Raw genomic sequence first — 12,668 nt, forward strand, 5'->3', positions numbered from 1 at the left:
TTACATTTATACTGTAGAGATAACCTCTATTACTTATGCAGCGGAGCTAAAAAGGTAGAAGCCAGTTCTCCCGCAGGCAAGGGACGGCTGTAATAGTAACCCTGAATTTCACTGCAATTACTTGCAACTAAGATATCCAGTTGATCCTTTGTCTCAATTCCTTCTGCAATCACGTCCATCTTCAAATGCTGAGCCATGGATATAATAGATGCTACAATGGCCTTGTCATTGTCACTTACCGCGATATCTTGGATAAAAGAACGATCGATTTTCAGTTTGTTAATCGGGAACATTTTTAAGTAACTAAGAGAGCTGTATCCGGTCCCGAAATCATCCAGACTAATCCGTATTCCAAGACTTGATAACTCCTCAAGAATCTCACTCGATGTTTCCGCATCCATCATCATACTTTCTGTAATCTCAAGTTCCAGATACGCCGGCTGGAGTCCCGTCTCTTCTAGTATTTTTTTAATATCTCTCGCAAGATGCGGCTGATAGAACTGTTGTGATGACAGGTTTACTGATACGGGAATTAAAGGCCCTCCTTCTTCATGCCATTTATGCATTTGTCGGCAAGCTTCACGAAGAACCAAAGTTCCCAGGTTCGTTATGAGACCAATCTCTTCTGCAACAGGAATAAATAAAGCAGGCGACAGTATTCCCTTCTCTGGATGATTCCATCTCACGAGCGCTTCTACTCCGATCAGCTTTGCTTCCCCTGCGTGGAACTGAGGCTGATAATAAAGTTCAAACTCTTCTCTCTCAATAGACTTTCGGAGCTCCCCTTCCAGTTCGACACGCTCCGTAATTTGAGCATTAAGCTCATTAGAAAAGAAATGGTAATTGTTTTTCCCCTGCTTTTTTACTTCATACATCGCCATGTCTGCATTGCGCTGCAGCTCTACGGCATCAACCCCATGCTGCGGATAAATCGCAATCCCAATGCTGGCAGTAACATAATACTCATTATCCTTAAGCTGATAAGGCAGACCCATTTCCGTAATGATCTGCTCCGCCAGCCGGACTGCTTCTTCTTCGTTCCTAATCTCTTTCAGCAAAATAGCAAACTCATCTCCGCCCATCCGTGAGATAACGACATTCTCACCAGCTAAACATTGCTTAATACGCTTACTCATCTGCTGTAAGAACAGATCACCATAGGCGTGTCCAAGAGAGTCATTAATGACTTTGAAACGATCCATATCCATGACCATGACGACAAAAGAATTGCCGCTTCCCTGCTGCTCTATAATCAAGTCTGATAGATCTTGATTGAACATCCGCCGATTGGGAAGCCCAGTAAGCTCATCATGAAAGGCAAGAAAATGGTTTCTTTCCTTTATTCTTTTTTCCTCCGTTACGTCTCTTGCGATAATGTAGTTCCCCATGACGTTTCCGTCGACAAGCACAGGGGCATTTACCATACTCAGGTCAATTTGTTCTCCACTGTGATGGTGGATCGCTGATTCATATCTAAGAATTTCTCCTTTTGAGGAGCGGCGATACATCTCTCTTAAGTATTCATGCTGATCGAACACAAAGATCGGAAGAATGGAGCTGATCGGCTTATATTTATAATTATCTTCATTGATTTTCATAATTTTTTCAGCTGCGGGGTTAAATCCAATAATGATATGTTCTGAATTAATAGAAATAATGCCGTCCTGATTACTTTCATATAAGGATCTATACCATTTCTCGCTTTCCTGTTTTGCCATCTCCTGACGTGCAAACCGTCTTGTTATATATAATCCTAGAAGAGAGAGTGCAAGTGTAAGTATTGAACCTATGGTAATAAAATAAGCGAGCCATTCCTGCTGAATCATCATGACCGCGGGCTCACGCTCAAGACTTATTTCATAGCGGGCCCCTGCCATCCCCGTGTAATGCATTCCAGCAATCCCTGTTCCCATTAATAACGCACTTGCAAATTTCTTCCCTCGTTCCCGGTACTTCTGATCTCCGAGGAAATAAAAAGTAAGTCCTAAAGCAGTAATCGATGCAGCGAAGGCAATTACAATAGATAACGTGAAATAGAAAGGATCATACGTTATTTTAAGATCAACTGCCTCCATCCCAATGTAATGCATTGTTGAGATTCCGATCGCAAAGAGAGAAGCACCTGCGAGCAACCTTCTTTTGGATACATTCGGATGAACAACAATATAGAGAGCAATGAATGAAGCGATAATAGCGACGAGGACAGATGCGATAATAATCTCAAAATTGTAGGAAACGGGAACCGTAAAGTTAACAGCAAGCATGCCGACAAAGTGCATCGACCATATTCCCATTCCCATAACAACAGCGCCATATAACAGCCAAAGTCCGTAACTTTTCCCTCTGGAGCTGCTAATGGTCTTGGCTAAATTCAGAACATTATACGAAGCAAATACTGCAATAACATAAGAGAAAAAAACAAAAAAGTGATCATAAGAATTGTGTATATGTTCTATATGCATGGACAACCTCTTCCACAAGTGGCGATCGCCACTAAAAATGACGTACCTGTATAATATATCGACCTTGTGAACCTAAAATGTAACATTACAATCTGAGGGATAACAACTTATACGAAAGCGTGCGTTTATATAAAAAAGAGCATTGTTTGCCTGGCAAATGTGCCAAACAAGACAATGCTCAATGATTTAAATCAACAACAAAGGAGCTAAAACCCCTTCTACCCCTGCTTAGGCAATCGTAAATCGACTCATTCGAACGCCTTTGGGAAGAATAATATAAACATCCTGCACTCCTGCTGCTTCAGTAAGTGTAGTGAATACCGTCTGCCAGCCCTGTACTCCTCTGGCCGCGACTTGCGCCGTACCTGCAAGCTTCCCGTTTGGTGCGCCAAGTCGAATCTCAATCTCTGCATTTGAAAATTCACTGGATACACGTCCCGTAAAGCCCGCACTTCCCGCTCCAAAATCAGCTCCTTGATAGAGTACCCAGCTGGTATCTTCTAAAGATCTTACGCAGCTTCCGCTTTCTTTGCACTCATCCAGATCCACACCACTGTAGTCATCGTAATTCTCTGCACGTGTTTCAAGTGCCAGATTCCGAGGAGGGATCACCTCACCATTCACCTGAATGTCAGCGGTAACCTGAATATCTGCAGATGATCTTCCAATCAGAATACGATAGCTGCCTGTCTCTACACAGTATTTGTTTCGCGTTACATCCCAGAAGGCAAGCTCAGAAGCCGGTAATTCAAAGGTAACGGTCTTCGTCTCCCCTGGTGATAAGTGAATGCGGCGGAATCCTTTCAGGGTTTTGAGCGGACGCTTCACACGAGACTCGTTCGCACGAATATACAATTGAACCACTTCATCACTTGAAACTTGGCTAACATTCGTAATATCTACACGGACCGTAATTATATCTTCTTCACTGATCTCACTCGCACTCAGTCTAAGATTGTCATACTTGAAACTAGCATACGTTAAGCCATGACCGAATGGATACAGCACATCACCTTTGAAATACTGATACGTTCTTTCCGATTTGATAATGTCGTAATCTTTGATATGAGTCAGTTGATCTTCGGATTTATACCAAGTCATATTCAGTCTGCCTGCCGGTGCATAGTCCCCGAATAAGACATCAGCGATCGCATTTCCTATCTCCTGTCCTGCATGAGATGTATATAGAATCGCAGGGACGTTCTCTTCTACCCAGTTCATTGTAAAAGGATAGGCTCCCACAACAACGACAACTGTATTTGGATTCGCCTCATAAACCGCTTCTATTAGACGCTGCTGTGACTGAGGAAGCTCAAGACCCGGGCGGTCAATCTCTTCTTTTCCGTTAATCAGCGGATTATTCCCTACAAAAACAATCGCTGTATCCGCTGATTTAGCTGCTTCCACTGCTTCTGCTATACCGTCAGATACGACTTCAAGTTTAAATTTCTCTTCCGTTCCCACTTCAGTAATTGTTTCCTTCACAGCAAGCGCCGCAGTGCCGCCATTTGGGGCCGTTACTTTTTTGCCGTTCCAAGTACTGATTCCTATCGTACTATCTTCTTGGGGCAAGAGGTGAAGGATTTCTTTTACGAACCAGCCGTACGCTTCATCTGCAGAAGCAGTTAACTGCTCTTCGTCAGATGTAAGTAACTTGCCGCTCGATTCCGCTCGCAGCGTTACACTCCCAAATCCCCAGTCGGATAAAATAAACGTCTCTGCTGTGCCGTTCATTGCTACAGGCGGGTTCTCCCCGTCTAGTACCCCGACTTTTTTGCCGCTCGCAGCAGAAGTAAGAATGATGCGATCATTCGCATCACAGTATTGTACTTGTTTACCTGCAAGCTTCTTCTGAATTGCCTCAAGCGGAGTTACTTTATAAGGAAGGGTACCTGCATACCAATCCCGAAGGACCACGCCGCCAAGTTCACCGATAACAGCCGCACTTTGCAGCTTCTCTTTGTTCAGCGGGAGGGTATTCTGTTCGTTTTTCAAAAGAACCATTTGTTTCTTCGCTGCCTTTAATGATAAGGCTTTTGCTTCTTCGGTCATGAATACTTCCTCACCAATGGAGGCATAAGGATTCAGCTCGGCTGGATCAAATTCTCCTAGTCGGAAGCGCACACGGAATGTATTGAACAGTGCTTCATCAAGATCCGACTCCATTAGTGTCCCGATCTGGAGTCCTTCTCTTATGGCTTTTTTAGATAAATCCGCATCATCTGTAATACTGTCAATGCCGGCGTGAATGGATTCTACTACTCCCGGCGTATGAGAATCATAATATTTGTGATCATTGTGAATTCCCATCACATCACCTGCATCGCTGACGATAAAGCCATCCATTCCCCATTCGCCTTTGACGACTTCTTTGACAAAAGGATGCAGCAGTGCCGGCGTTCCATTAATGGAGTTGTAAGCTGTCATCATGGACTGGGCTCCGCCTTTTAAGAAAGGCTTCTCAAATGCTTTCAAATAATATTCACGCATATTCCTAGGATCAATACTTGAAGACCCGCTGCCGCGATCAACTTCATTATTGTTAGCCAGAAAATGCTTCAATGTCGCTATCGATTTATAATATTTAGGGTGATCTCCTTGCATCCCTTTGACAAGGCTCGTTGTCAGTTCACCTGTAAGCTCAGGGTCTTCTCCGTATGCTTCTTCATTACGTCCCCATCTTGGGTCGCGCTCCATATCTACCGTTGGTGCCCACAAGGTCAGCCCATTCACTTCTGGATTTCGTTTGTAAAATACCCTGGCTTCATCGCCAATAACCGAACCGATCTCTTCCATCAGTTCCGTATCCCACGTATGAGCGAGTCCTACCGGCTGCGGAAAGCTCGTCGCTTCACCCAACCAAGCGAGACCATGTGCTGCTTCAGTCCCATGTTTGTAAGCGTCTACACCAAGCCGCTCGATAGCGGGCTGATATTGCAACATCGATTCTATTTTTTCATCAAGCGTAAATCTCGAAATCAGGTCTTTTACACGCAGATCTAAATCAAGTTCTGTATCTTGAAAAGGAAATTGCACTGCTTTTGACATGTTCTCTTCTCCTTTGATCACCAAATTGGCTTATTTACCAATATTACCAAAAGTGAATCGCTTACAATACCCATATTTTATTTTCTAAAACGTTTTTTATAAGTCTAGTATAAGAGCCGATCTGCAGAAATAATAGGAGAAAAAACACACCGCTGGATTTATTTCTAAAATATATCCATACACAGAGTTTCTATTTATATGCAGGTGGTAATAATTGAAAAAAAAGATACGTATGTACCCTGAACTATTATTATAGGAGGTTTTTTGCTTTGAATAACCATATCGAACCTTGGTCTGCCACTGAGCTGCCCAAAACTCCAGAATCCATGTGGCGCGATACCACTCCTCTGCCTACCTTTCCTAAACTGCAGGAAAATCTAGTGACGGATGTAACAATCGTCGGGGCAGGTATCACCGGTATAACTACCGCTTATCTTCTTGCGAAAGAAGGATACAAAGTCACCCTGATCGAGGCAGGCATGATCCTTAATGGAACCACAGGACACACCACCGCCAAAATCACTTCCCAGCATGGTCTGATCTATAACGAACTCTTGCAGCACTTTGGCCATGAAAAAGCTCGGCTGTATTACGAAGCAAATGAAGAAGCCCTTCGTTTTATCCGCAGTGTCGTGACCGAGATGGAGATCGACTGCCAATTAAGTGAAGAGAATGCGTATATTTATCTTCAAGCAGAAGATGAGAAAGAACAGAAGAAGATGGAGGATGAATTTGACGCTTATAAACAGCTCAGCATCCCCGGTGTATGGCATGACCGCCTAACCATTCCTGTCCCAGCGGTATGCGGCATCAGTCTGCCAAATCAGGCACGATTCCATCCGCTGCAATACCTTAAGAAATTAACGGAGGAGCTTGTCAGCCTTGGTGTTCAAATCTATGAAAAGACAACAGCAGCGAATCTCGAAGAGAATGAGGATCATGTAAAAGTCTTTTTAGAGAATAGTGACCGCCATATTACAAGTAAATATGTTGTGTCCGCAAGTCACTTCCCTTTCCATGACCCTAGGCTGTATTTTGCCCGAATGCATGCCGAACGCTCTTATGCGATTGCCATTGAACCGGAAACCTCTTACGAAGGGGATATGTACATTAGCATTGATACACCGGAACGATCCCTGCGCTCTGTGCAGTATGGTGATAAGAATCTGCTGATTGTCGGCGGCGAGAATCATAAGACGGGACAAGGCATCAGTACACATGAGCATTATGAGAAACTCCTTACCTTTGCCGGTGAACATTTTGGTGTTAAAAAAGTATACTTCCGCTGGTCAGCACAAGACCTGATTACGATTGATAAGGTGCCTTTTATCGGTCCTATTGGAGGAGCCTACAACCGGGTATTCGTCGGAACAGGGTATGGTAAATGGGGGATGACAACGGGAACCGTTGCAGGAAGACTTCTTACCGATCTCATCATGAAGAGAAGCAATCCTTATGCAGAGTTATATGATCCGGGCCGATTTAAGGCAGATCCATCGATCAAAAACGCAATCAAAGAAAATCTGAATGTGGTAAAAGAATTAATTACAGGAAAAGTCGATCTTTCTCATCCTAAATTAGGTGATCTGGGGACAGACGAAGGCTCGGTCGTATGGCACGAAGGGAAACGGGCAGGCGCCTATAAAGACCCAGAAGGCAAAGTACATCTTGTAGATCGTACCTGTACTCATCTTGGATGTGAAGTGGAATGGAATTCAGGGGAACGCTCTTGGGATTGTCCGTGCCATGGGTCCCGTTATTCCTATGATGGAACGGTTATGGAAGGACCTGCTTCCGAACCGCTTAAGAAGCTGGATGCTTAAATTAGTCTTACTATGCTGAAGGAAATCATTACCCACCATAAATTACTTGTTTCTTATTTATAAAATTATGGTATTGAAAAGAACAGAATGTTGAATGTTGACCCTATACCATAAAATAAAACAGAAATAAGGGAGGCTCCCGCTATGGATCTACAAAGCGGTACACTATACTGGCCAACAACGGTGGGTAATGCTCCGGAGTATCCTTCATTAACGAAGGATATTTCTTGTGATGCACTGATTATTGGAGGCGGCAGTTCCGGCGCACAAAGTGCTTACAGGCTTGCTAAGCAAGGTTTACGTGTCGTTGTGGTTGATAAACGCACCATCGGCGGCGGAAGCTCTAGTACAAATACGGCACTCATTCAATATGCAGGTGACAAAAGTTTAGCTGAGCTGTCAGCAAGTTTCGGAGAAGAAACAGCCGTACGCCATCTAAAACTTTGCGAACAAGCGATTACAGATATTGAAGAAGCCTGTGCTAACATCGAGGATCAGGCTGATTTCATTAGAAGAGACAGCCTGTACTATGCTTCTACTGCTGAAGATGTGCCTGCCTTGAAGAAAGAGTATGATCTGTTATCCAAGCATGGATTTAAAGTTGAATATTGGGACGATAACCAAATTGCCGGGCTCTATCCTTTCCGCAAGGCAGGAGCCATATTTTATTCCAATGACGCTGAAATGAATCCGCTCAAATACATTTACGGGTTATTCCGGCAAGTAGAACAACTTGGAGGGAGAATATACTGCAATACGGAGATTACAGGAAAAACTTTTGAAAAAGATACTGCAGTTTTTAAGACAAAGAACGGCCATACTATCACTGCTAAATATGTCATCATGGCTGCAGGTTACGAGCAAGCAGAGATTACACCTAGTGACAATACAACCATTACAAGCTCTTACGTCGTAATTACAAAACCTGTTTCTGACTTTACAAGCTGGTACAAACGAAGCCTGATCTGGGAAACTGCCAGACCCTATCTATATATGCGAACTACGAAGGATAATCGGATCATTATTGGCGGAATGGACCAAGATACGGATCAGACACTAAGCCGGGATGCGAAAATTGGTCAGGGTCGCGATAAGCTGATGAAGGCTCTCCATTACTTATTCCCTGAGATCAACGCAGAACCTGAATTTGCACAGGGAGCTTTTTTTGCCGGCACGGTAGATGGTCTGCCGATGATTGGAAGGAACGAAGAGTATCCAAACTGTTTTTATATTATGGCTTATGGTGATAATGGAACCGTCTATAATATGAATCTTTCGAAAATCGTCACTGATGTAATTACAAAGGGAAACAGTCCAGATCTTGACTTGTACCTACATACTAAACCTAAAGTACATTAACACGATTATTCTACAAAAAAAAAGGTCTTAACTTTAGTTTGGAGGATATATCCAACTTAAGTTAAGACCTTTTTTTACTGGATGGATTCAAAATTCACTTGAGTTCTGACTTCAGATAGGCCTCTTCTTCGGTTTGTGATTCTCCTTCCACCGAAGAATGCCGATCTCTATAATCCCATTTTTTTAGTTTTACTAGGTAGGACATGCGGATTAAAGAACGAACAAGCATTTGAATACTCCCTAAGATGAACATGATTGAACCAATCACTTTTAAATCTGGATAGAAGAGAAAAAAACTACCGACCAGATACAAAATGGCTGTTACGATCTCACTCGCCATATGGGCTGTTTCATAACGATTTCTTATTTCAATTCTTTTTTTAACAAGTGAATTTTTCTTTCGATGTAAATGTACACGAAACCCTCTTTTTTTCCCTGAAGGGTTGCGTGAAGTTTTTTCTTTATCAATATCAGTATGAATTTTAGCTTTCACGTTCCATCCCTCCTTCTGCAAATTTACCCGAATGGCGCAGGATAAAACGATTTTCACGATGTTTTCACACTTGAAATCCATAGCAAAAAGGATATCTTTCCTAAAATTTATAGGAAAAGGTAGTAAATAATGTACAGTAGTGTATAATAAACAGTACATAGTATAGAACATTAGTTAACGTTATTTCATAACATGAAAGGAACATATAGGATGAATGTGAATACTCAGTTTAAAAAGGGCGTACTTGAGCTGTGTGTCCTCGTCCTAATCCACCGCAGAGACCGTTATGGATATGAACTGGCTCAAGCCGTATCTCAGCATATTGAAATTGCAGAAGGTGCCTTATACCCCCTCCTCAGACGGCTTGTATCTGATGGATACTGTACAACTTATCTTAGGGAATCTACCGAAGGCCCCCCAAGAAAATATTACCGACTTACAGAGACGGGCGTACATTATATGCGTGTACTGCAGTCTGAATGGAATGAATTTGTAGACAGCGTCAGCTCCCTGCTGAAGGAAGGAGAAGCTAATGAATAGGCTTCAGTTTATGAACAGAATGAAAGAAGGACTGGTTCCCCTTGAAGCTCAAGAACGCGCAGAACTACTCAGTGACTACGAGCAGCATTTTGATATGGGACTGTCCGAAGGAAAAAGCGAAATAGAGATAGCTGTTGAACTAGGAAATCCAGAAGATTTAATAAAGGAAGCGCTGGGTGACCGTTATTTTCAAGATTTTCAAGATAGGGAGCTCTTGTCACAGGGGCGCGTTCACAATGAAGAGCAGATCCCGAACAATAAGTCGTCACAAGGATCTCCTGCTCTTCCCAAAGAAACATCAAACCAAGGAACGACTGCGCGTTTCTTTAGAGCAACCGGATTGGTATTCTTAAATCTCCTTCTTGCCTTGCCGATCGCTCTAACGATTTGGGCTCTGTGGATCTCAGTGGCTGGAATATCCGTATCGGGCATCCTCGCTCCCCTACTTGCCATCCTTGATTTTATTATGGTTCATCAGCAAGTCGTGCTCCCTGAACTTTTTGTCAGTCTTGTTTTTTTGGGATTAGGTATTCTGGTCGGAATCTTCGCTCTTTGGTCTATGAGAAGACTAGGGCAATGGACTGCAGGATATTTCAAGTGGAACCGCACAGTACTGAAAGGAGAGGAGCATTAATATGAAAAATGCTATAAGGCTTGCCATTCTCTGCATTGTGGTCGGTCTCATCGGAGTTACCTTATTCGGATATGAATTCGGGGACAAACGTGAAGACTATGATCAAAAGCTAAGCTTTGACGCGGCGAATGTGAATTCCCTGCTAGTCCAAACCGAAGACAGCACGAACATCGTATTTACTTCAACTGACGATGATCAGGTCTCCGTCCATTTTAAAGGAAAATGGAACCCAGATACCATAGAGCAGCTTAACCAACTTCAGCCAGAAAACGCCCTGCTAACGATTAATACCCGCTCAAAAGATTCGTTCTCCTTCTTTAGCTTCTCCACCGATTTTAGTAAAAATGAAATGGAAATTTCCGTTCCGAAACAAAAGAGACTTTCGGAATTCACACTTGAAATTGTCTCAAGCGATCAGAATATCACGGGTCTTAATGCAGATCGAATCACGCTTACTTCTACCTCAGGTAATCTGAATTTGAACAATATCAAAGCCAATGCATTTTCTGCAAAACTCACTTCCGGCGAGGTGAAGGCAGATCAGGTCGAGGTTGCCGAGGCTGTCAGCTTTGAACTCACTTCTGGAAACGTAAAGCTCAGCTCCATAGAGGCTGACGAAATTACGATGAAGCTCCAGTCAGGGGATGTTAAGATCGAAGATATCCAAGGGGATCTTAAGGCAAGCCTTACTTCTGGAAATCTGAAAATAAATGGACTAACCGGTGAAGGAACGATTCGCATGAAATCGGGTGATATTCAACTTGTCCAAAATACAGCAGCAGGCTTAGATATTGAAACAATCTCGGGAAATATTAATGTCACCGCGGCCAGTGACTTTGCTGGATACTTTGATGCACAGACCGTATCAGGTAATGTGCGTACCCCGGACTCTTTGCGAATAGGACCCGAACTCATAAAGATACGTGCCACTTCAGGCAATATCAACATTACACAGCCCTAATCTCCCTCCTCTGCCATCTTTGTATGCATAAGCCCTTGTTCATCCATACTAAAGCCAATCTAAGATAAATAAGGAGGCTTTACGTCCTAATGGATTTACTAAGCGGCAAATTGTACTGGCCGACCACCGTGACGAATCCTGCATCTTACCCGCCGCTGACCGAGGATGTTGTATGTGATGTACTCGTAATTGGCGGGGGGAGTTCGGGAGCACAATCTGCCTATCTTCTTGCCAAAGAAGGTTTGAAGGTTGTCGTGGTAGACCAGCGGCGAATTGGCGAGGGCAGTTCCAGTACGAACACAGCGCTGATCCAATATGCAGGTGATAAAAGCTTTGTTTCCCTTGCCAATACATTCGGGGAAGAAATAGCAGCCAGGCATCTGAAGCTATGTGAGCAGGCCATTCATGATATTGAAACGACATGCAGTCAATTGCCGGTAGATGCTGATTTTGTTCGCAGGGACAGCCTGTATTATGCAAGTTACGAGAAAGATATCCCCGCTCTCGAACAGGAGCTTAACCTGCTTACCAAATACGGGTTTCATGTGGATCGCTGGGATGAAGAGAAAATAAGCAGCCACTTTCCTTTTCGTAAACAAGCAGCACTTTACTACTATGATGATGCAGAGATGAATCCGCTAAAATTCATTTATGGACTTCTTGAAGCAGTAGAAAAGATGGGCGGTAAAGTATGGGCTGAGACTCAGGTTACCGGACATCGTTTTGAAGAGGATTCTGCTGTCTTTTATACGAAGAATCGGCATCAGATCAAAGCAAAACATGTAATCATTGCTGCTGGATATGAGAATCAAGAATTTAAAGTAGAAAAAAATGCAGTTATCAACAGTTCCTATGCTGTTATTACTACGCCTGTACCCGATTTATCCAGTTGGTATAAACGGGCGCTTATATGGGAGACAGCCCGTCCGTATATCTACCTTCGAACTACACCAGATGATCGGGTTATTATCGGCGGAATGGATAAGGATACTGCCTATGCCTCTACTCGAGACTCGAAGATTCTTCATACCCGCGATAAGCTGATGAAAGAACTTTTTAAGCTCTTCCCTAATCTTCAGGCAGAACCTGAATTTTATCTGGGCGCCTTTTATGGTGGAACTCATGATGGACTGCCGATAATAGGACAATACGAGGAGTATCCTCACTGTTATGTCATTATGGGTTATGGAGATAACGGAACCGTGTATAATGCCGTGCTGTCTCGTATTTTGCGTGATGTCATTGTGAAAGGCTCTAATCCCGATCTTGGAATCTATCTTCAAAATAGACCCCAAGTAAATGAAACATGATTTCCTTAGATTTTTACCTCCCTCTGGCTAGTTAGTCA

The 12,668-nt window shown here is 43.2% G+C and carries 9 protein-coding genes; 6 read left to right on the forward strand and 3 right to left on the reverse strand.

Going from position 1 to position 12,668, the window contains the following annotated elements:
- Positions 1 to 29: 29 nt before the first annotated feature.
- Together QPK24_RS22260 and QPK24_RS22265 are read right to left on the reverse strand one after the other, a co-directional pair.
- Positions 30 to 2,462, reverse strand: coding sequence for an EAL domain-containing protein (locus QPK24_RS22260; protein ID WP_285744809.1), 2,433 nt, complete (start codon positions 2,460 to 2,462; stop codon positions 30 to 32).
- 228 nt (positions 2,463 to 2,690) lie between these two features.
- Complete coding sequence (locus QPK24_RS22265) at positions 2,691 to 5,510, reverse strand: glycoside hydrolase family 3 protein (protein WP_285744811.1); 2,820 nt, start codon at positions 5,508 to 5,510, stop codon at positions 2,691 to 2,693.
- 326 nt (positions 5,511 to 5,836) lie between these two features.
- Here QPK24_RS22265 and QPK24_RS22270 point away from each other — a divergent pair, with 326 nt between their 5' ends.
- Positions 5,837 to 7,333: an FAD-dependent oxidoreductase gene (locus QPK24_RS22270; protein ID WP_285749511.1), complete on the forward strand. Its 1,497-nt coding sequence runs from the start codon at positions 5,837 to 5,839 to the stop codon at positions 7,331 to 7,333.
- Positions 7,334 to 7,477: 144 nt separating this feature from the next.
- A complete protein-coding gene (locus tag QPK24_RS22275) occupies positions 7,478 to 8,692 on the forward strand; it encodes an NAD(P)/FAD-dependent oxidoreductase (protein ID WP_285744813.1) in 1,215 nt (404 codons plus the stop codon).
- Positions 8,693 to 8,786: 94 nt separating this feature from the next.
- Here QPK24_RS22275 and QPK24_RS22280 read toward each other — a convergent pair whose 3' ends face one another.
- The gene (locus QPK24_RS22280) at positions 8,787 to 9,185 is read right to left on the reverse strand and encodes a YrhK family protein (protein ID WP_285744814.1); all 399 of its coding nucleotides are present in this window, start codon (positions 9,183 to 9,185) and stop codon (positions 8,787 to 8,789) included.
- 210 nt (positions 9,186 to 9,395) lie between these two features.
- Here QPK24_RS22280 and QPK24_RS22285 point away from each other — a divergent pair, with 210 nt between their 5' ends.
- The 4 genes from QPK24_RS22285 (at position 9,396) to QPK24_RS22300 (ending at position 12,630) form a co-directional block, all read left to right on the forward strand.
- Positions 9,396 to 9,725, forward strand: coding sequence for a PadR family transcriptional regulator (locus QPK24_RS22285; RefSeq protein WP_160032645.1), 330 nt, complete (start codon positions 9,396 to 9,398; stop codon positions 9,723 to 9,725).
- Positions 9,718 to 10,359: a DUF1700 domain-containing protein gene (locus tag QPK24_RS22290; protein WP_285744817.1), complete on the forward strand. Its 642-nt coding sequence runs from the start codon at positions 9,718 to 9,720 to the stop codon at positions 10,357 to 10,359. Before QPK24_RS22285 ends, QPK24_RS22290 begins: the two co-directional genes overlap by 8 nt.
- A gap of 1 nt (position 10,360) precedes the next feature.
- Complete coding sequence (locus QPK24_RS22295) at positions 10,361 to 11,320, forward strand: DUF4097 family beta strand repeat-containing protein (protein ID WP_285744819.1); 960 nt, start codon at positions 10,361 to 10,363, stop codon at positions 11,318 to 11,320.
- An 89-nt stretch (positions 11,321 to 11,409) separates the two neighbouring features.
- Positions 11,410 to 12,630: an NAD(P)/FAD-dependent oxidoreductase gene (locus QPK24_RS22300; RefSeq protein WP_285744822.1), complete on the forward strand. Its 1,221-nt coding sequence runs from the start codon at positions 11,410 to 11,412 to the stop codon at positions 12,628 to 12,630.
- The last annotated feature ends 38 nt before the right edge of the window (positions 12,631 to 12,668 follow it).

It is taken from the genome of Paenibacillus polygoni, from assembly GCF_030263935.1.
Lineage (GTDB): Bacteria > Bacillota > Bacilli > Paenibacillales > Paenibacillaceae > Paenibacillus > Paenibacillus polygoni.

Coding starts and splice junctions, on each gene's coding strand:
- QPK24_RS22275 (WP_285744813.1), top strand. CDS start 7,478: ATGGATCTACAAAGCGGTACACTATACTGGCCAACAACGGTGGGTAAT.
- QPK24_RS22290 (WP_285744817.1), top strand. CDS start 9,718: ATGAATAGGCTTCAGTTTATGAACAGAATGAAAGAAGGACTGGTTCCC.
- QPK24_RS22265 (WP_285744811.1), bottom strand. CDS start 5,510: ATGTCAAAAGCAGTGCAATTTCCTTTTCAAGATACAGAACTTGATTTA.
- QPK24_RS22295 (WP_285744819.1), top strand. CDS start 10,361: ATGAAAAATGCTATAAGGCTTGCCATTCTCTGCATTGTGGTCGGTCTC.
- QPK24_RS22270 (WP_285749511.1), top strand. CDS start 5,837: ATGTGGCGCGATACCACTCCTCTGCCTACCTTTCCTAAACTGCAGGAA.
- QPK24_RS22260 (WP_285744809.1), bottom strand. CDS start 2,462: ATGCATATAGAACATATACACAATTCTTATGATCACTTTTTTGTTTTT.
- QPK24_RS22285 (WP_160032645.1), top strand. CDS start 9,396: ATGAATGTGAATACTCAGTTTAAAAAGGGCGTACTTGAGCTGTGTGTC.
- QPK24_RS22300 (WP_285744822.1), top strand. CDS start 11,410: ATGGATTTACTAAGCGGCAAATTGTACTGGCCGACCACCGTGACGAAT.